The organism is Runella sp. R0.1_18 (assembly GCF_057652155.1).
Genome location: NZ_JBYFCK010000005.1, coordinates 118,752 through 138,927, shown reverse-complemented (window position 1 = coordinate 138,927; position 20,176 = coordinate 118,752). Strand labels below are relative to the sequence as shown.

The following is a 20,176-nucleotide window of genomic DNA, read 5'->3' as shown; positions in this document are numbered from 1 at the left end:
ACCCTATGAAAATCCTAGTTGTTGACGACGAACACGATATAAAAACCCTTTTTGAACAACGCTTTCGGCGCGAAATCCGAAGCGGCGCACTGAACTTCAACTTCGCGTATTCGGGAGAAGAAGCCCTCGACTTTCTCAAAGACCATTTATCGGAAGTTGTGCTCATTTTGTCGGACATTAATATGCCTGGTATGAGCGGTATCGAGCTTCTCAAAAAAATTCGTAGTACGCATCCGATGTCGCCACCGACCATTATGATGATTACTGCTTACAACGACGAAGAAAACTACAACCAAGCGAAGCAGTTTGGAGCCGATGATTTCTTGAACAAACCAATAGATTTTTCCAGTCTGAAACAAAAACTCTTCGAATCGTTATGACAAAAGCCAAAATGCTCGTCGTGGACGACGAAAGCGATTTGGAATTGCTTATTAAACAGAAATTTAGGCGCAAAATTCGGGAGGGTTCCTACGAGTTTCACTTTGCCCCCAACGGCGCCGAAGCCATAGAAGTGATTCAAAAAGTGGCAAATATTGACTTGGTTTTGAGCGATATTAATATGCCTGTCATGGACGGATTGACGCTGTTGAGCAAGGTGAACGAATTGAGCCCGCTCATCAAAGTGGTGATGGTATCGGCCTATAGCGACATGGATAATATTCGTACGGCTATGAATCGCGGAGCGTTTGATTTTGTCTGTAAACCTGTCAATTTTGACGACTTGGAAGTCACCGTCGAAAAAACGCTTCAACACGTACAGCACCTACGGGATACTTTGCAGGCCATCAAAGAGAACAATATCCTGCGAATGTACGTCGATGAAAACGTGCTGAACTTTATGAATCGTCAAGAGTTTGAGTCATCGCTGATGGCCAACGAACTTGTGGAAGCGACTGTCATGTTTATCGACATTTGCGGGTTTACGGCCATCACCGAAAACGTGGACGCAGATACAGTGGTAAAGCTTATCAATAAATATTTTGACGTGATGGTGAAAGAAATCATTGCGCAAGGTGGTCACGTTGATAAGTTCATGGGCGACGCTGTGATGGCGGTTTTTCGAGGGGAATACCACCTTGATCATGCCGTTGAAGCAGCCTTAGCGGTTCGTGCCCATATCGAGGCAATTGAAGAAAACCTGCTGAATCACAGTACTTTTATGCCGCGTGTGGCGATTGGTATTAATTCGGGCGAGATGATTTCGGGTAATATTGGCTCGGTGTCGTTACGCCGCTTGGATTATACGGTTATTGGTGATACTGTAAATGTAGCCCAGCGTTTCCAGTCGGCGGCTAAGCCAGGACAAATTGTGATTGGCCAAAGTGCGTATGACAACATCAAAGAATCATTTCAATGCAAGCCCATTGGCGAAGTAACGCTCAAAAACAAGGCAAATCCATTGATGATTTATGAAGTGATTGCGTAGGACTTCAGTAACCTTCCCGAAAGTTTTGAACTTTCGGGAAGGTGCTTAGTTCAAAACTTTCGGGAAGGTGCTTACTTCAACGGCTTCAATAAATGCTCCAATCCATTGACCTTGATTTCATACAAGGTAGAAAGCAACATCCCTAACTTTCCCGCAGGAAAACCTTTAGCATGAAACCAAACCAAATAAGGCTCAGGTAAATCGCACAGAGTGACGCCCTTGTACTTTCCAAAAGACATTTTCATTTCTACTAATTCTTGGAGTAAATTGGGGTTGAAACCTTCCATTTAATAAATGTTGAATTAAAAATTAAGCGGGGTTTTGAGAAACCCCTTGTACGGATGTAGCGTCGGGTTTTGAGAAACCTTCCTCACATTTTGAGAAACCCTCCTCACGCTTTTATTGTCCAGGGTGATAGGTGCGTTCGGCGTGTTTGAGGACGTCTTCTTTGTAGAATAAAACTTCTTTGAATTTTCCTTGGGTGTACATTTCGGCTTGGTCGCTGAAATGCTTAGACGTGGGATCGCCACTGTTGCCCCCTGCCAAAAGTGATTTCGCTTTGATGCGTGGTCCAAACTCAACGGCACAGATAAAACTGTTGCCACTGACGCCGTAGCGTTTGTTGGTGCCTGCGTAGGGGCGGCTGTTGTACGACGGCAACATTCCCCACAGTGCTGAAGCGTATTTGACAGGATAGCTAGGTTGGGCGTCGTCGTGTTTGGATTGAATATCGTTGGTAAGGCGCTGAAAACGATTGACTTCTCCCCAAGGCATTTGCCATTTTCCAAACTTTGTTTTCAACTCGGTCAATGTAGCAAGTAGGGGAGTCGTAAGTTGAGCCAGCGTAGCGTTAGCGGCAAAAAGTTTGGTATTTTCCACTTGGTCGCGCTCACCTTGGTCGATGTACAAACGCGTAATTGTGGGCGTCAATTTTTGTGCCCATTCGATAGCGATGGTGGTGGCTACCGAATTTTCGGCCACGTGGTAGTCCCATTTTTTCAACAATTGCACCGCTTCGGCCAGCGATGTATAGAGCGAATCGCTGGGTTTTACATTTTTCTCAAACGACGCTACCAACGCAGGAACCAATACCTCAAAGGCCGATAAATAGGTGTCGTAACCAGCCTCAATGACTTTATCTAGTGTGTACCCTTTTTGGTTACTCAATACCCGAACTGCGTTTACTCCTCGAAAATTCTCTCCGTCGGGTGCCATGTACGGTGGGTAGTTTTCTCGTTTAGGACTTGCTGGGCCTGAGACGGTAAAAGGCGTAGAATTACAGTTTTGAATCCAGCCGTTGTTGGGGTTGTAAATGTGTACGGTTTCGCCCACGGGGTGCAATCCTTTCCATTCGGTCGCGGGTGTGGTGCCGTCCATAAGTTTTGCCCAGTTCAATGACTTGTCGCGGATAGGTACGTAGTTGCCGTGCCAGTAGGCGATGTTACCTTTGTTATCGGCAAAAACGGTGTTGTTGGAGGTGTTTCCTTTCAAGTCCATCGTTTTTTTGTATTCTTCAAACCCTTTGGCTTTGGTGCGTTGCCAACTTTGTACCAGACTGGTCATGGAACGGTTAAACGAGCGCAAACTCACCCATTTTCCTTCGCGTTTGGCCATAACGGGGCCGTGGTGGGTAAAATAGGTGGTGAATGTTTTTGATTTTAATTCATTATTGTCTAAATACTTAATAGTGATTTTCTTTTCCGTAACGGGCTTGAGTTGCTGATTGTATTCGTAAAAAAACGCGTCTCCTTTCTTGGTTACCTTTTCGGCATAAATATCAGCTACGTCCACGTTACAAGAAGTGTGCATCCAACCGCAATATTTGTTAAATCCTTGATAAACAAAGAACTGTCCCCAAGTAACGGCACCGTAAGCGTGAAGTCCTTCGTCGCTTACAACTTGTACCTCAGGACGAAAATAAAACGTTACGTGGGGGTTGATGTACAAAATGGCGTTGCCCGACGCCGTGATAGATGGGCCAAAAGCAAACCCATTTGAACCCGTTTGGTGCTCAGGGTCTTTGGGGGGAGCGATGGCCGCCGTTGCCTCGCCCGAGTAAAAGTTTTTTAACTCTGCCACGCTCAAATCGGCCGTACTGATGGCTCCAATGCTACCGTCAGTCCAAAGTAGCTGGTACCAAGGCTCAAAACGTTGAAGAAGGGCGGGCTTGGTTTGAGGGTGTTTGTACAAATAATAATTAATGCCGTCGGCGTAAGCTTGAAGCAATTTTTTGAGCCACGGTTCGGCTTTTTTGTAATCCGAAATGGCTTCCGCTGTATCTATCAAGAGTTTGATTTGGAGGTCGTTGTACAGTGCCGATTCGCCTTTGAGTTCTGCCGTTCTGCCTAGTTTTTCGATGTAGTTCATTTCTACCCGCTTAAAATCGTCTTCGCACTGGGCGTAGAGCAGTCCAAACACCGCATCGGCGTCGGTTTTTCCGTAAATGTGCGGAATCCCCCAATTGTCGCGAACGATGGTTACGCGCTTGGCTTGCTGCTCATAACGGGTTATCTCGGCTTTTGTAAAACGTTGCGCTAAGAGCGTAAGAGGTAAGCAGAAAAGTAAAAGTAAGTATTTCATAAGGGTTATTAAAAGGAGTTTGTGGATGAAATCAGGTGCGGAATCCCGCATATTTTGTAGTTTTAGCAAACTTATCAATTCCTCTTTCAAGCACAAAAATAAATCACAAATCGTTTTGCTCATGCCTTCACATCCTTATCCATTCCAAGGTCTTACCGATGCCCAAGTTGAGCAATCGCGGCGGGAAAATGGTACGAATTCCCTTCAAGATACTTCCAATAGTGCTTGGTGGGAAGCCCTCAAAGAAACCGTTACCGAGCCGATGTTTATTTTGCTGGTAGCGTGTACCGTCATCTATTTTTCGCTCAATGAACTCTCCGAAGGTTTTTTTATGCTGGGGGCGATTTTGGTCGTGTCAGCCATCTCGTTTTATCAAGATTCACGTAGTAAAAAAGCCCTTGAAGCCCTCAAATCTTACACCCAAGCGTCCACAACGGTTATCCGAAACAACGAGGTTGTAGAGCTTCCTTCGAGTGAGGTTGTGGTAGGCGATGTGGTAGTGGTATCGGAAGGTGAACTCATTCCTGCGGATGGTACGTTGCTCCAAATCCACGATTTTTCGGTCAATGAGTCCATCCTGACGGGTGAAGCTTTTGCGGTCCATAAAGAACTTCAAAATGCTGAGAATAATCAGGTGTTTCAGGGAGCATTGGTGCAGTCGGGGCAAGGAGTGTTTGAAACAACAGCCGTGGGACAGCATACGCGTTTGGGAAAAATAGGTACTTCTTTGGCGACGATTGAGACCGAAAAAACGCCATTACAGCGCCAAATTGACCAATTTGTAAAAAGAATGGCGGCAGTTGGAGCGGTTATTTTTGTATTGATTTGGGGTATTAATTATTTCCAATCGGGCGATATTTTAGGCAGTTTGCTCAAAGGCTTGACGATTGCCATGTCGGTCTTGCCCGAGGAAATTCCCGTGGCTTTTGCCACCTTTATGGCGCTTGGAGCTTGGCGGCTCATGCAGCAAGGTATTATCGTCAAACAGACCCAAACCGTGGAAGCATTGGGCTCGGCCACGGTGATTTGTACCGATAAAACGGGAACAATTACCGAAAATAAAATGGCATTGCATCGTTTGTATGTCAATGAAAGTGATGCCGTTTTGGGTGAAAATCAATGGCAAAATACACCTGCTCGCCGACTGATTGAAGTAGCCATGTGGGCTAGCGAACCTGCGCCTTTTGACCCCATGGAAAAAGCCCTGCACCAAGCTTATCGCCAATCGACGGAAAAAGACGAGCGCTCGGAGTTTCGGTTGGTACACGAGTATCCACTTTCGGGGAAGCCGCCAATGATGACCCATGTCTTTGAAAATCAGTTTGGTAAACGCATTATTGCTTGCAAGGGAGCGCCCGAAGCGCTTCTGCGTCATTCTACGTTGAGCGATGAAGCGAAAGAAAAAGTACACCGCCAAGTCGCAGCTTTTGCCGCCGATGGGTTGCGGATGCTCGGGGTAGGCGTGTCTTCTTTTGAAGGAAAAACGTTTCCCGAAAACCAACAAGAGTTCTCGTTTGAATTTTTGGGGCTTGTTGGTTTTTACGATCCACCAAAACCCAATATTGCGAAGGTATTTAAGCAGTTCTACGACGCAGGCATCCAGCTAAAAATTATTACAGGCGACAATTCGCTGACGACGGAAGCCATCGCCAAACAGGCGCATTTCAAAAATACCACCCCGCCGTTGACGGGTGAGGAGCTGTTGCGCCTTTCTCCCGAAGAAGTGGAGAAACGAATCGCGGAGACAACGCTTTTTACTCGAATGTTTCCTGAAGCAAAGTTGAAGATTATCAATACGTTGAAAGCCCAACAGCAGATTGTGGGAATGACGGGCGACGGCGTAAACGATGGCCCTGCGCTCAAAGCCGCGCACATCGGGATTGCGATGGGAAAACGAGGTTCGGAAATTGCCAAACAGGCCTCTTCGCTGATTTTGGTGGACGATGATTTTGGTAAAATGGTCGATGCCGTAGCGGCAGGGCGAAAAATTTATAATAACCTCAAAAAAGCCATTCAGTACATTATCTCCATTCACATTCCCATTATTCTGACTGTGGCGCTGCCTTTGGTGCTAGGTTGGGTGTATCCCGCTATTTTTACCCCTGTTCACGTTATTTTCTTAGAACTTATTATGGGGCCGACTTGCTCGATTGTCTATGAGAACGAACCGCTCGAAAAACGCAGTATGCAGCAACCTCCCCGCCCGATGACGACTACTTTTCTGAACCTTCGTGAGTTGTCGATTAGCATTGTACAAGGGCTGATGATTACCGCTGGAACTTTGTTTCTCTACCAATATTCCGTTCGACAGGGGTATGCTGAAGATCAAACTCGGACGATGGTGTTTGCCACGCTAGTGATTGCAAACATCTTTTTGACACTCGCCAATCGGTCTTTTTATGACTCAGTGATTGAGAGTTTTAAGTATAAAAACAACTTATTGCTGGGGGTGATTGGGGCAACTATCGTGCTTTTGGCGGGGCTGGTGTATGTTCCAGTTTTAGCAACATTCTTCAAGCTTACTCCGTTGTCATTGAGTCAGTTAGGTTTTGTTAGCTTGGTAAGCTTGGCCAGTGTCGGCTGGTTTGAAGGGTTTAAATGGGGGAAACGGAAGGGGGTGTGGTAATGCTTTAAAAGCACAAAAGCCACTTCCATTACGGAGCGGCTTTTGCTGTTTATTGGTGTCAAAATGTAATGTCGGTGCCGACTACTCGCCGTGCATCCAGGCTTTTTTCGCAAGAAGCGTTTCGTCCTCTTCTTCGTTGTCAGGGTCGGGGACACAGCAATCAACAGGGCATACAGCCGCGCATTGTGGTTCTTCGTGGAAACCTACGCATTCTGTACACTTATCGGTTACGATATAGTAAAACTCGTCTGAAACAGGTTTTTGCTTTACTTTTGCACTGACAACGGTGCCGTCGCCGTAGTCGATTTCTTCAAGGGCAGTTCCTCCCGCGAAGGTCCATTCTACACCTCCTTCGTATATTGCAGTATTCGGACATTCTGGCTCACATGCACCACAATTGATGCATTCGTCAGTAATCATGATAGCCATATTGCAGAGTATCGTTTAGTTTTGGGATATTTGCATTCGCAATTAAAAAACAAATTTACTTATTTAAAGTTTCGGTTGGGGTACAAAAAATATATTTCTTATTTTATTTGTACTTTTCCTATAAATAGTTCAATGAATAATCTCGAAAAACGCATAGCTCCGTTTGTTTCCTTAGGAAAACTACTCAAAACAAACGCCATCGAAGAAATAACGTACCGTGCTCAATCACAAAACCATTGGTTTACGCCTGAGTTTGTAAACGAATCGCTACGCGCCATTGCTTCGGCCTACCTGGAAGAGGATAAGCTTCGGCAGTGGCTGAAGGGGTATCCTGCATTGGTTACATCTGAGGTGGGAACACCCAAAAAAATTGGCGTTGTGATGGCAGGTAACATTCCCGCCGTGGGTTTCCACGATATGCTGTGTGTCCTGTTAAGTGGCCATCATTTGTTGGCCAAACTCAGTTCGGACGATCGCCTTTTGATGCTGTTTTTGATGCAACAACTGAAAGAAATCGACCCTTCTTTGGCCGAACGCATTACGGTAGCCGAGCGCCTCAATGCCGCCGACGCTTACATTGCGACGGGTAGCGACAATACTGCGCGTTATTTTGAGTATTATTTCGCCAAGAAACCCCACATTATCCGTCGCAATCGAACGTCGGTGGGCGTGCTCAATGGTACCGAAACCACCCAGGAACTCGATGCTTTTGGGCGGGATGTGCTACAATATTTTGGGCTTGGCTGTCGCAATGTTTCTAAGGTATATGTGCCAGAAGGATATTTGTTTGACACATTTTATGAAACCATTGAATCAAAGGCAAGTACGTACATCAATCACCACAAGTATTTTAATAATTATGAATACAATAGATCGGTGTATTTGGTCAATCGTGAGCCACATTTTGACAATGGGTTTTTGATGATGCGCAAATCCGCATCGTTGGTTTCGCCGATTTCGGTATTGTTTTACGAAACATATACCTCGGCGGAGGAACTTGCGGGAAAACTGGCTGCTCAATCCGACAAAATTCAGTGTATCGTCTCGCAAAATGGCTGGTTTCCCAACAGCCTACCGCTGGGACAAGCCCAAGCCCCCACGCTTTTTGACTATGCCGATGGCGTGGATACCATGGCATTTTTAACAAGTCTGTAATGACGGAGGCGGCGCACCGTTATTTTGTACTCAACAAGCCCTATAATATGCTTTCGCAGTTTATAGGGCCTGTTGATGCCCGAAAGCTAGATGAATTGGCGTTTGATTTTCCAGAAGGAACACACCCGATTGGGCGGCTCGATGGCATTTCGGAAGGGTTGTTGATACTTACGACCAACAAAAAAGTAACCAGATTGCTCTTCCAAGGTGAAACTTCCCACAAGCGTAGCTATTTGGTGCAGGTCTATAAAGTGGTGAGTCCTGAAAACCTTCAACGTCTCCGTGATGGGGTTGCGATTCGCATTCGTGGTACTGACGAACTGTATGTGACAGCCCCCTGCGAAGTGGAAATCGTTGAGAAACCGACCAATTTATTTCAAAGTGGTTATGAGTTTGACGAGCGAATTCCGCATACTTGGCTCCTCATCACGATGACCGAAGGGAAGTTTCGCCAAATACGAAAAATGGTATCGGCCATCAATCACCGTTGCCAGCGTCTGATTCGGCTCTCCATCGAAAATCTGTCGTTGGAAGATTTACAACCTGGGCAAGTTCGAGAGATTGAGGAGGAAACGTTTTTTCGCCAACTCAAGATTGACAATTGGAAATAAGAGCACACACCCTTCTAATCTACGTTTGACATGAGAAAAATGCTTGTTTTATTATGAAATGTACTGATGTTATGCTATCTTCATAAGCAGAACTAATAAAGTATATTATTATGAAATTGTTTTTTACTATTCTTTTGTTTATTTCTATAGCGTTAAACCTTAACGCTCAAGTTATAACCCCAAATACTATAAGCTTTCCCAAAAAATCATACGAAGAAATCAATCAATTTACATCACCAACGAGAGGGGATGCTATTTTTGACACGACGTTTAATGTTTTACGGGTATATAATGGGATAAAATGGATGGCATTAGGTGTTGATGAAAAAAATCCAGTAATGACTGCTTGGAGGGGAGGAGGGCTTCTTTCGGATATTGGTGAAGATATTGTTGTTGATAAAAACAATAATGTCTATGTCGTAGGGATTTTTAATCTGACTGCTATTTTTGATTCTTTATCAATTGTAGCACCAGATACTTCTGCTCTTTTCTTGGCAAAATATAGTAAGACAGGTAAAATTTTGTGGGTAAAACAGGTTGCTTCAAATACAGGGATTGGTGCAAATGTGAGCCGTTTATGTTTAAGTTCTACAGGTGAATTACTCATAGCGGGCGTTTTCAGGGATAGCGTAAATTTTGGAATAGAAACGCTTTCCGCTTCAACTGGTAAAGCAGAAGGTTTTGTGGCTAAGTTTTCATCCGAAGGTTTGCCCTTGTGGGTAAGAAGAATAAATAGCACCAGTTCATTGTTGATTTATGACCTTGGGTTGGACAGGAACGATAATTTATATGTTGTTGGTACTTTTTTTGATTCTGCTACTTTTGAAAATGCTACTTTGACTTCAGTCGGAAGTAATGATTTTTTTTTAGCTTCATATACTTCAGAAGGAGCATTTCGTTGGGTTCGTCAGGGCGGTAGTGAAGGAAATAATTTTGACTCTTGTAGAGGTGTTGCTATCAGTTCACAGAATCAAATCTATATTACTGGAACTTTCGTAGGAAAATTCAGCATTGGGAATAAAATTTTAGAAACACTTGGAAATCAAAATATGTACTTAGCTCGCTATTCTTCTAACGGCGATTTTGTGTCTGTTTTTCAGGCACATGGTAATGTGAATAACTTGCGAGGAAATGTTGAAGGTGTTAGAGTTATTGCTACTAATCGAGACGATATTTATGTAGCAGGGCGCTTTCAAGCTGTTGCGGCTTTGGGGGACTATAAATTAATTGGTAGTCTTAACACATATCAGGTTTTTTTGGCTCGATTCTCAGAAACAAATGTCGTTGCGGCTTTTGAAACACAAGGAGATTTTCTAGGTGGTGTTTCGCTCACTGCTGATGATGATGGAGCGGTGTATTTGGCTGGTGGGTTTATAGGAAATGCAATCATAAAATCATTTGTACCTAAAATAATCTCTTCTGCGGGAGGTTTCGACTTTTTTGTCGCTAAATATGCTAGTAATTATCCTGCTGAATGGGTTATAAGTGGAGGGGGAAAAAATAGTGATGTAATTAGCAATATGGTTATTGGTCAAAATAAAAATATATATCTTACAGGACAATATGTTGGTGAATCTATAATAGGCAATACTAGGCTCAAAAATGCCAACTCACTGACCGATATGTTTTTTATACGTTTAGTCCAGCCTTAACTTGTTACAGGTTGAACACATTAAAATATAGAGGGTCTATTGATTGCTCCAGAGGAGCTACCTCTCAGTAGAAAAATGAATCAAATCCCCTTCCAAATCCCTATAGGGCGGCCGATGTTCGATGAAAGATGTCACCCCGATGGGGCTTTGGGATGGCCTTTGTCCTTTTTTTTCTACTAAGATTTAGCCTCGCTGAGGCTACTTTCTTTAATGCGTTCAACCTGAACTTGTTATTTATCTGAGGTAGTGTCAGTCTAAATTTTTATATTACTACTCAAAAAAATAGGCAAATAAGATAATTTATTTCCGCTACCCCACTAGCCAAAACCGCTATTTCAGAGGTATTTGTAGAGGTAATGTTGCTTTTATGAGCACGCACCCTTCTAATCTACGTCTGACATGAGAAAAACGCTTGTTGCAAGCTGGTTTTTACTGGTTTGTTTGTTTCAATGGAGCATTGCCCAAGTTCCAGGAAGTAAAGTTGCGTACAGCCCTGCGTCTTCGGGTTTGTACATTGGCTCGCCGAGTATTTGCCGACTTGCTAACGGCGATTATCTCGCCTCGCATGACTTATTTGGCCCTCAATCCAAAGAATTTGAAAGCCCCGTTTCGTGCATTTATCGCTCTACCGACAAAGGCAAAACTTGGACTCAAATTTCAACCATTAACGGTCAGTTTTGGTCAAAACTTTTTGTGCATCAAGGAAACCTCTACTTTCTAGGAACAAGCAAACACCACGGAAATACCATCATTCGGAAATCGCTTGACAATGGCAAAACTTGGACTACCCCGACCGACGGCGATAACGGGCTACTGCTGGCTGGAGAGTATCACTGCGCTCCTGTACCGCTGATTGAACACAACGGGCGCTTGTGGCGTGCGATGGAAGACGCCATGGGGCCGATTAAAAAATGGGGGAAACGCTACGGCGCGTTTATGATGTCGATGCCGCTGGATGCCGACCCAATGAAGGCTTCCAACTGGAGCCACAGCAACGTGCTACGATACGATTCCACACTTTTGGGCGGAAGTTTTGGGGGATGGATAGAAGGCAATGCCGTGGTGACGCCGCAAGGCGAGTTGCTGGATATTTTACGTGTTGACGATAAGAGCACTTTGGACGAAAAGGCTGCTTTTGTCCACATCAGTGCCGACGGCAAAAATGCGACGTTTGACCCTGCCAAAGACTTTATCAACTTCCCAGGTGGAAGCAAAAAATTCACGATTCGTTTTGATCCAAAATCAAAATTGTATTGGACACTCACCAATTATATCCCACAAGAGATAAAAGACGCCAATCCCAAACGAAACCCTGCGAGTATCCGTAATACCCAAGCACTTTTTAGTTCAAAAGACTTGGTGAATTGGGAATTGCGTGAGGTAGTTCTTCAACATCAAGATGTACTGAAACACGGTTTTCAGTACGTCGATTGGCTTTTTGAGGGCAAAAACATCGTGTTTTTGTCTCGTACTGCCTATGATGATGGTGTAGGCGGGGCGCATAACAACCATGACGCCAATTACCTAACCTTTCACCGCATTAAAAAATTTAGAAAAAAATGAACACCGTTACTCAACCGAGCCGTTTGGCTTCGCTCGATGCCCTTCGTGGGTTTGATATGCTCATGATTTCGGGCGGTGGTGCCTTTTTGTATTTGTTAGGGGGCAAAACAGGTGTTGCGTTTATCGACGCCATTGCCGCGCAATTTCACCATCCCGACTGGAACGGCTTTACGTTTTATGACTTTATTTTTCCTTTATTTCTCTTTATGGCGGGAGTATCGTTGGCGTTTAGCCTCAAAAGTGGTTTGGCCAAAGGTATATCGCAGGCCGAGCTGACCAAAAAAGTCTTCAAGAGAATGTTGATTTTGTTTGTGTTGGGGATACTCGATAAAAACGCCCCCGTTGACATTTTCGACCCTGCTCATATTCGTTACGGAACGGTTTTGGGGCGGATTGGCATTGCTACGTTTTTAGTGGCTTTGTTGTATATGCGTTTTACGTGGACACAAATGCTCTACATTGCGTTGGGAATTTTAGTGCTTTATTTTTCGGCCCTCATGCTTATTCCTGCCCCTGGTTTTCAGGCAGGAGATTTGACATTTGAAGGGAATTTGGTGGGTTGGCTCGACCGTACTTTTATGCCTGGGCGTCTCAAACAAAAGACCTACGACGAACTTGCCATGACTACGCAGCTATCAGCGACTTGCCTAACGATTTTTGGTTGTTTGGCGGGGGATATTCTGCAAAATAGTGCTATTTCAATTCCTCAAAAACTGAAACAACTGAGTCTGATGGGTGTCATTGGGGTAGTGGCGGGGTTGGCGTGGTCGCCCTTTTTTCCCATCAACAAACACTTGTGGTCGAGTTCATTTATTCTATTAACGGTCGGAATGGCCTTTTTGATGGTGGTTCTTTTCTACTGGATTATCGACGTCAAAGGATACACGCGCTGGACGTTTTTCTTCAAAGTAATTGGGATGAATTCGTTGGTGATTTACTTGGCCTGCCGTTTTATTAGCTTTGGCGAAACCTCGCGGTTGCTGTTTGCGGGGCTGTACGGTCACACCCCCGAGCCGTGGCACGAGGTTTTCAATGCCTTGGGCGGTTTGCTGTTGGTGTGGTTGATGCTGTACGTCATGTATCGTCACAAGATTTTTGTGAAAGTGTAGTGGGGGGATTTTACTAAAGCCACTTAAAATGCTCTGAGAGGCGTTCTTTATGTAACCGAGATACAGGAATGGATTGATTGTTAGTCATTATTATGTAAGAACCTTCGCCCTTGTAGAATTTTTTGATGTGGTCGAGATTGATGAGGTATTGGCGATGGATGCGCAAAAAACCTCGCTCTTCTAGTAGTTCTTGAATTTCTTTAAGGGTTTTTGTTACCAAGCAGTTTTGCCCATTAGTCAAGAAAAACTTTGTGTAACTATCGTCAGATTCGCAGTAGATTACATCTTTTATACTTACAAACGTCACTCCGTTTTGATAAGGTAGCGCGATTTTATCTGTCAGGGGGCGTTGTGCATTGGCAAATTGTTTTTTTAAGTGGTCAATCTGCTCAAAAGAAGTAGGCTGGAATCGTTCAGTTCTTTTTACAGCATTTGCTAACTCTTGAGAATCAATGGGTTTGAGTAAATAGTCAATGGCGCTGTACTTGAATGCCTTGAGGGCAAATTTGTCATAAGCCGTGACAAAAATCAATGCAAAAGGTATGCCTTCTACGGCTTCCAATACTTGAAAACCGTTCATCTGTGGCATTTCAATGTCTAGAAAAACGAGTTCAGGGCGGTGTTCTATGATAGCCGCCACCCCTTTGATGCTGCTTGTGCAACTAGCGACGACTTCAATCTGTGGACATTTTTGACCGAGCCGGATAGTCAACAGCTCTACAGCATCGGGTTCGTCATCAATGATAATTGCTCTCATAATTAAATTGGAATTTCTACTACCACCTTTGTACCCGTGGCCTCTCCCTGTTTATTTTTCAGGTCAATGATTTGGACTTGGGTGGCCGTGTTATAAAGTTGATTAATGAGTTCGATACGCTCGGCGGTCACTTTCATGCCGAATGATTTGTTTTGAGTAGCCGATTTACTCTTAAATTCTGCCGCCTTTTCTCTCCCAACTCCATCGTCGGTGATGTCAAATCTTAACAGATGCGCATGAGGTTGGGTTACCTCAATACGGATGCTTCCGCCTTCTTCTTTGTGCATAAGTCCGTGCCAAATAGCATTTTCCACAAAAGGTTGTAAAAGCAACGGTGGAATTTGAATAGAATCCTTGTCAACGTTTTGAGCAATATTGATGAAGGCGTTTACTTTTCCTCGAAAACGCATGGCTTCCATTTCCATGTAGAGTCGAAGGGTTTCTAACTCGTTTTCGAGCGAAACTTTCTCTGAACGGGAGTTTTCCAGAACAAGGCGAATCAATCGAGAGAATTTATTGAGGTAATCGGTAGCTTTCTCTGTATTGCTTTGAGCTGTATATAATTGGATGGAATTTAGGCAGTTGAAAATAAAGTGCGGATTCATCTGTGCCCGTAAGGCCGAGATTTCGGTAGCTTGGATTTTGTGAGTTACCTCTCTGATAATTTCATTTTTGGCTTCTAAGTCTTTGTTTTTCGTTCTTAGTTTATGGTTATACCAAAATAAAACCAACCCCAATAGCGCACTCAAAGCTAGTCCAACTTCAAGCGTATTTCTTGTACGGCTTTCAATAAGTTTATTCTGTTGAAATTCTTTAATCTGGAGGTTATTAATAAGTTTTTCTTGCTTTGATCTATCCTCAAATGCAAGTGCTTTTTGTTTAATAGCTTGTTCTCTTAGTGCTTGTGTTTCTATTTGCCGTTCTAATTTTTCGCTGACTGCCTGATCCAAAAAACGTTGCCGTTCAGCAGAAGCCTTTAATTTTTCCAGTTCATTTTGGTGATGAATTTTTAATAACTCTTGTTCTCTCTGTTCTTCTAACTGTTTATTTTTCAATTCAGCTTTTTCTAAATCAAACCTACTTTGGACTTTATACAGCTCTTCAGCATTGAACTTGGCATCGAGCGAATCACGCCATAGTATATATTGTTCAAAATGCTTTAAGCTTTCTTGCCAATTAGCCTGTTTTTGTGAAATTTGATAAAGTACGTAGTGGGCTTTCTTGAGGGCGTTTTTGGCAGCAGGAGGTTTTAAAGCTAAAGAAGCATAAGTTTGTGCCTGAGGCAAATCGTTAATTTCCAAAAAACAACTGGCTAGATTCGCTTGGGTGGCGGTTAGATTTTCTCGTTTTTTAAGGTCTAACCAAAGTGTTTCAGCTTTTTTACCATACTCAATAGCTTGCAGGTATTTACCTTGCAACTGATAAAATACGGCCAAATTATCGTAAATACCTGCATGGGAGCTTATGAAAGGTATTTTAGGCAGGTATTCTAAAATTTTCACAAAATAGGTATTGGCCGTTTGATACTGTTTTTTATAGGTATTTAACATGGCCATGCCCTCCCAGATGGCAACTGTATAAGCATTGGTACTGGCTTTGCTCAATCCTGTTCCCAGTGCGATACGTGCTTCCGATTGATGAAAGTAAGTGAGGGATTTGTCAAATTCTTTGACACTTGAGTATAAGTCTCCTAAATTATAGCAGATTCGCCAAAGAACTTGTGGGTCGTGATCGGCATTTACAACTATTTCATAAGCTCGTAAATTAAGCCGTAAAGCTTCTTCCAAATTTAATTTTATATCTCTTTGATAATGTGCTTGCTGAAATAAACCTTTCACTTCAAATTCCGTATTCCTGCAATTTTTGGCATACTCAATTGTTTTTCTTGCGTAAAAAAGACAGCTATCAGGCGCTACTTTTGACTGCCTAAAAATAGAGGATATGTAATTGTAAAGCTGTAATATACTGGTATCTTTTCGGGCCGAAGGGGGTTGTTTTTGTTGGCTATTGATCATTACTCGCGCCTTATCGAGCAAAGAATTGACGTATGATTCATCGGATGATCTATTTAGGTCAAACTGAGTCGGAACGACGTACGTTTGCCCCTCTTGTGTTCTAACAGGAGGAAACTGAGCTATACCCACCAAAGCCTTCAGAAATAAAAAGAGAATACAAAAAGTCCTTTTATACATCATTATAGAGTTTGTATAAAAATCGCGTAAATCACTCGTATAAAGCCTCATGTACAATATTAGCTTAATGTGCTATCCTTATTCTATAATGCGCCGCCAACGGAATGGAATTTAAGGTAAATGACATGATTGAGGGGGTAAGCGGTACAAATAACACATTCGTACCCAAAAACACATTACCGTTTACTCAATCACCTACTAAATACCGCCGCTCACTTGTTCAAACCTATCACTCACGGGCTCAGAGTGTAAGCAAATAGAAGAGAGGATGTAGGTTTGAGACAACAATGACAAACTTTAGTCAACCCAATAGTTCAAATGAAAACCCTACAAAGCCTCTTTACTGTCGCTTTTTTGCTAATTGCTGTGGCTGCCTGCAAAGAAGACACCCCAACCCCGCCCTGTAAAGTTTCGGTCATAGATCGAGGCAACGGCAACAAACACACTTATGCCTACGATGCGAATGGTAAAATCACCCAAATGGCTCGTGAGTTTGATGGAACGGGCTCGGGTACTATTTCAAAATTCGTATATACCTTTACGTACGATGCTTCTGGCTTACTTATCAAATCCTCTATAAAGCTAGATGGGAAAGATTATAGCACCGAAACGTATAGCTATTCCAACGGAAAAATCTCGAAAGTAACTTATACCAATGCCGATGGCAGTAAGGGAATCAACAACCTGAAATACAACGCAGCTGGCCAAATCACCGAGTTTACCTACGAAACTGGCGACCCTAATTCGGACGGGAAACAGTATTTTGAATACAATGCTAACAATATTATGACCAAACGCGGCTTTGCCGATTTACAGGGAAATAAGTATTTTGAAATAATCATTAATCCCGTTGGAGTAGTAAAATCGCCCGAACAATTACTGGCCAATAACGGCTTGCCCTTTGATGTGTTGTCGGGCTTTTCGTGGCAGGTTGCCGAGGGTAATATAGGCACAACCTATGAGTCATTTTTTGCTGACCAAGACGGTAAATTAGTATCCGACAGCAAAGAGAAAATCACGGACGTAAAGACCAACTCGCAGGGCTATCTCATTGAAAATGCCACGATTGATGCGGCCAACAAGATTAGTAATCAGCGAATTACGCTGATGGATTGCCAATAGTTAGCGATAGAGAATGCCGCTTAATAAATAACTTAACTAAGGTTGAAAGAAAAACAATATTTTCGAAAACTTTTATAAACCTCGTAAACCCTTTTAGCTATGACTCCTCGTTCGTTCACAATCAATGGTGATTTTGAAAATTTGGCTTTACCAGTACACCAAGGGGTGGAAGGTTTGTTGTTTTGGGATAAAAAAGCACAACCAACCATTGAAGATTGTATTAATAAATTTAAGGATGTTGTACCTGAGCAACAGCCTTTGTTTATTTCAAAAGAGTCTTGGGAAAAATTGTGGACTGGGAATGGATTTGTTTCTGAAAATGAGGAAGTTTATCTGTTTCTTTTTTGTGCGGCCTACGATGAATATACCCAGTCGGTCTATTATCGTATTCGACTGATTACGATTTTAAAATCAGATTTAGTTTATGCTCAAACCGCAGTTCCTCAGCCTACGAAAGTAAATGTCAGGGTATATGCTTCTCCCATTGCATACACGGTACCCAACATGGGAGGTGAAGATTGTATAAAATGGGTGAGTGCTGACGACAGTGAAGAGAATGCTAAGTTGGAGAAAATTAACTTCGACGTTGAAAACTGGAAGGAAAAAGTTAGAAAGTCGTTGAAAGATTTATTGGTGAATTATGAACCAAAGTATATTGGAGATATGGTTGGGGCCAAACGTATCAAAGATATTTTAGGGGATATCTACCCTCATGTAAAGGGTATTACGCTCAGTCCCGCACTTTATCGCAATGCGGATGAGAATAAACCTTTTATGGCATTTCTCATTAATGATGATGCTGCTACAGTGGGACAAAATATAGCTGATATTTTAAAATGCCCCCCTGGTGGCAACCCTTGTGCGAGCCTTGAATCAATGCAATAGAATTAATTAGCCTTTATTTGCCCTATGTCACTTGAAGATTCTTATTTTCTATGTTTTTATCTACAGTTACTGTCTTATGCCTTCCCTATTTGGGTGGGCATAAGACATTTTCGGTATTTCGATAACCGTCTCAAATTATTTTTCTTAGGTATCCTCATTGCCTGTTGTATTGATGTGACCTCTTGGGTGCTGTATAAACTTCACATTCAAAATCACTATTTAGATTATTTTTTCAGTTTTAATGGCTTTATTGTAAAGTTGCTGATTTACAGGGTTTTTGTTAAGAACCAAAGGCATAGGAAAATAATTATCTGGATTGGCCTATTACTTATTCCTTTTTTTTTAGTCGATATTCTTTGGATATCTGGCATCAAACATCATAATGCTTTTTCGGGAGGAATCGCACAATTGTGGGTATTTATAGCTACTTTTTACTGTTTGCGTCAGTTAATTCAAGAACACGTTGTTGGAATCAGAAAACAACCTTTTTTTTGGATTTTTTTGGGTATCCTTATCAAAGTAGGGCTGACTTATTTTGATACAGTGGCGTATAATTTTATACTCAATAGTTCGGTGACTCTAACCTATTTATTGTCTGATTTTACGTATCTTACCTCCGTGATAGAAAATATACTATACGCGATTGGTTTCAAACATGCTAAAACTAAGTAAACTCGTTGTTATAATTTGTTTTTTGAGCCTATCCAAAGCCCTTTCTCAAAGCATTAAGATTGATTCTGTAGTAGCTCCTGCTTTAGCCCATAATAACCGACTTCAATCAGTTACATTTAAGCCAATCGGCAGCAAAATTCGGGTAAGTCCTACCCAAAATTTTTTATTTATCTATTTTACATCTTCTCCAAAAACCACAGTTTGCGAATACCAATTAATGGGATTAGAAACGTATTTTACATCAACAACTAATCCATATATCTATTACCCAAATTTGCCTGAAGGAACCTATACGTTGGTAGTCAGGGTACGCGGTACCGATAAACCTACTACCACTTTAACAATCATTGTCGATGGTCCCTTTTGGCAGCAATGGTGGTTTGTTCCTGTTGTGTTTGTATTTATAATAGGCATGATGGGACTGGTTTTCTATCTCTTCTTTTTCTACCGAACACGACAGGAGCTTTACCTTCAATCCATTAGGTATGAGCTGGAAATCAAGGCATTGCGTGCGCAGATGAATCCTCATTTTATTTTTAATTGTCTCAATACTATTGATGCATACATTACCCGTAAACAATTCATAGAAGCTTCAGACTGTTTGCAGAAATTCTCCCGATTGATTCGGCATATTTTGGAAAATTCAGAATTTCAAACCATCAGTCTTGAGAAAGAAATCGAAACGTTGAAGCTCTATATTGAACTGGAGCAGGAGAGGTTTGCCAATACCTTCTATTATGAGCTTATGGTTGACCCATCTCTGATGGAGGACTCTTATCAAATACCTCCGTTGTTGCTGCAACCTTTTGTCGAAAACGCCATCCTGCATGGACTACGACACTTGACTGAAAGAGAAGGCCGACTTCAAATTACGCTACAGCAAACTGTCTTAAACGAAAAAGAGAGCCTATTTTGCCAAATTGAAGACAATGGTATTGGTCGTGACGCTTCTACGAAAGTTAATGAATACAATCGTGAGCACCACAAATCCATGGGCATGAACGTCACCCTTGAACGCATAACTGCTCATCAAGCCTACTATGGAGAACGTATGAAAACGGAGATAGAGGATCTCCGCATCCCACATACGGGGACTGTCGTTCGGTTATGGCTTCCTTTGTTGACTCAATTTTGGCAAAAAAATAAAGCAAACAGTCATTCTTAAAAGACAGATTATTTATTGATACCCCCATTCATTCCTACATGAGGGGTTTTATGTTTTGTTATTCTTCTAATCCGTTTACTCAATTACCTGCTAAAACCCGTTGCTTACCTTTTAAAAACTACCTCTCACGGCTATACAATGGCAGTGCGTTAGGGAAGTTTGTAGGTTTGACACGTCCAACAAATCAATGTTAAAACATTGAATAAAGGAATCAAAACAGAATAGTAAACCT

The 20,176-nt window shown here is 42.5% G+C and carries 17 protein-coding genes; 12 read left to right on the top strand and 5 right to left on the bottom strand.

Going from position 1 to position 20,176, the window contains the following annotated elements:
- Positions 1 to 5: 5 nt before the first annotated feature.
- Both AC23P2_RS11015 and AC23P2_RS11010 read left to right on the top strand, forming a co-directional pair.
- Positions 6 to 380, top strand: coding sequence for a response regulator (locus AC23P2_RS11015; protein ID WP_028522020.1), 375 nt, complete (start codon positions 6 to 8; stop codon positions 378 to 380).
- Positions 377 to 1,426 (top strand): adenylate/guanylate cyclase domain-containing protein, encoded by a 1,050-nt coding sequence (locus tag AC23P2_RS11010; RefSeq protein ID WP_487773238.1) that lies wholly within the window; start codon positions 377 to 379, stop codon positions 1,424 to 1,426. The genes AC23P2_RS11015 and AC23P2_RS11010 overlap by 4 nt, the downstream gene beginning before the upstream one ends.
- A gap of 71 nt (positions 1,427 to 1,497) precedes the next feature.
- Here AC23P2_RS11010 and AC23P2_RS11005 read toward each other — a convergent pair whose 3' ends face one another.
- Positions 1,498 to 1,713 carry a DUF3820 family protein gene (locus tag AC23P2_RS11005; RefSeq protein WP_487773237.1) on the bottom strand — a complete coding sequence of 72 codons (216 nt, stop codon included), beginning with the start codon at positions 1,711 to 1,713 and terminating at the stop codon, positions 1,498 to 1,500.
- 112 nt (positions 1,714 to 1,825) lie between these two features.
- Positions 1,826 to 4,006, bottom strand: a complete 2,181-nt coding sequence (locus AC23P2_RS11000) for a penicillin acylase family protein (protein WP_487773236.1) — start codon at positions 4,004 to 4,006, stop codon at positions 1,826 to 1,828.
- A 121-nt stretch (positions 4,007 to 4,127) separates the two neighbouring features.
- Here AC23P2_RS11000 and AC23P2_RS10995 point away from each other — a divergent pair, with 121 nt between their 5' ends.
- Positions 4,128 to 6,632: a cation-translocating P-type ATPase gene (locus AC23P2_RS10995; RefSeq protein WP_487773235.1), complete on the top strand. Its 2,505-nt coding sequence runs from the start codon at positions 4,128 to 4,130 to the stop codon at positions 6,630 to 6,632.
- A gap of 81 nt (positions 6,633 to 6,713) precedes the next feature.
- On the opposite strand, the gene AC23P2_RS10990 is transcribed toward AC23P2_RS10995, so the two are convergent.
- Entirely contained in the window at positions 6,714 to 7,061 is a 348-nt protein-coding gene (locus tag AC23P2_RS10990; RefSeq protein ID WP_487773234.1) for a 4Fe-4S dicluster domain-containing protein, read from the bottom strand.
- Between the two features lie 132 nt (positions 7,062 to 7,193).
- Between AC23P2_RS10990 and AC23P2_RS10985 the strand changes: the two genes are divergently transcribed.
- The 5 genes from AC23P2_RS10985 (at position 7,194) to AC23P2_RS10965 (ending at position 13,151) form a co-directional block, all read left to right on the top strand.
- A complete protein-coding gene (locus tag AC23P2_RS10985) occupies positions 7,194 to 8,216 on the top strand; it encodes an acyl-CoA reductase (RefSeq protein ID WP_487773233.1) in 1,023 nt (340 codons plus the stop codon).
- Positions 8,216 to 8,827: a pseudouridine synthase gene (locus AC23P2_RS10980; protein WP_487773232.1), complete on the top strand. Its 612-nt coding sequence runs from the start codon at positions 8,216 to 8,218 to the stop codon at positions 8,825 to 8,827. The genes AC23P2_RS10985 and AC23P2_RS10980 overlap by 1 nt, the downstream gene beginning before the upstream one ends.
- Before the next feature lie 110 nt (positions 8,828 to 8,937).
- On the top strand, positions 8,938 to 10,479 hold the full coding sequence (locus AC23P2_RS10975; RefSeq protein WP_487773231.1) for an NHL repeat-containing protein: 1,542 nt from the start codon (positions 8,938 to 8,940) through the stop codon (positions 10,477 to 10,479).
- 399 nt (positions 10,480 to 10,878) lie between these two features.
- Entirely contained in the window at positions 10,879 to 12,042 is a 1,164-nt protein-coding gene (locus tag AC23P2_RS10970) for a sialidase family protein (protein WP_487773230.1), read from the top strand.
- Complete coding sequence (locus tag AC23P2_RS10965; RefSeq protein ID WP_487773229.1) at positions 12,039 to 13,151, top strand: acyltransferase family protein; 1,113 nt, start codon at positions 12,039 to 12,041, stop codon at positions 13,149 to 13,151. Before AC23P2_RS10970 ends, AC23P2_RS10965 begins: the two co-directional genes overlap by 4 nt.
- Before the next feature lie 13 nt (positions 13,152 to 13,164).
- Here AC23P2_RS10965 and AC23P2_RS10960 read toward each other — a convergent pair whose 3' ends face one another.
- Together AC23P2_RS10960 and AC23P2_RS10955 are read right to left on the bottom strand one after the other, a co-directional pair.
- Complete coding sequence (locus AC23P2_RS10960) at positions 13,165 to 13,908, bottom strand: LytR/AlgR family response regulator transcription factor (protein ID WP_487773228.1); 744 nt, start codon at positions 13,906 to 13,908, stop codon at positions 13,165 to 13,167.
- 2 nt (positions 13,909 to 13,910) lie between these two features.
- Positions 13,911 to 15,410, bottom strand: coding sequence for a tetratricopeptide repeat-containing sensor histidine kinase (locus AC23P2_RS10955; protein ID WP_487773227.1), 1,500 nt, complete (start codon positions 15,408 to 15,410; stop codon positions 13,911 to 13,913).
- A gap of 1,008 nt (positions 15,411 to 16,418) precedes the next feature.
- Here AC23P2_RS10955 and AC23P2_RS10950 point away from each other — a divergent pair.
- The 4 genes from AC23P2_RS10950 to AC23P2_RS10935 all read left to right on the top strand — a co-directional run bounded on the left by AC23P2_RS10950 (position 16,419) and on the right by AC23P2_RS10935 (position 19,944).
- Positions 16,419 to 17,222: a hypothetical protein gene (locus AC23P2_RS10950; RefSeq protein ID WP_487773226.1), complete on the top strand. Its 804-nt coding sequence runs from the start codon at positions 16,419 to 16,421 to the stop codon at positions 17,220 to 17,222.
- Positions 17,223 to 17,363: 141 nt separating this feature from the next.
- Complete coding sequence (locus AC23P2_RS10945; RefSeq protein WP_487773225.1) at positions 17,364 to 18,107, top strand: hypothetical protein; 744 nt, start codon at positions 17,364 to 17,366, stop codon at positions 18,105 to 18,107.
- Positions 18,108 to 18,131: 24 nt separating this feature from the next.
- Positions 18,132 to 18,779, top strand: coding sequence for a hypothetical protein (locus AC23P2_RS10940; RefSeq protein ID WP_487773224.1), 648 nt, complete (start codon positions 18,132 to 18,134; stop codon positions 18,777 to 18,779).
- Entirely contained in the window at positions 18,763 to 19,944 is a 1,182-nt protein-coding gene (locus AC23P2_RS10935) for a histidine kinase (protein WP_487773223.1), read from the top strand. The genes AC23P2_RS10940 and AC23P2_RS10935 overlap by 17 nt, the downstream gene beginning before the upstream one ends.
- The last annotated feature ends 232 nt before the right edge of the window (positions 19,945 to 20,176 follow it).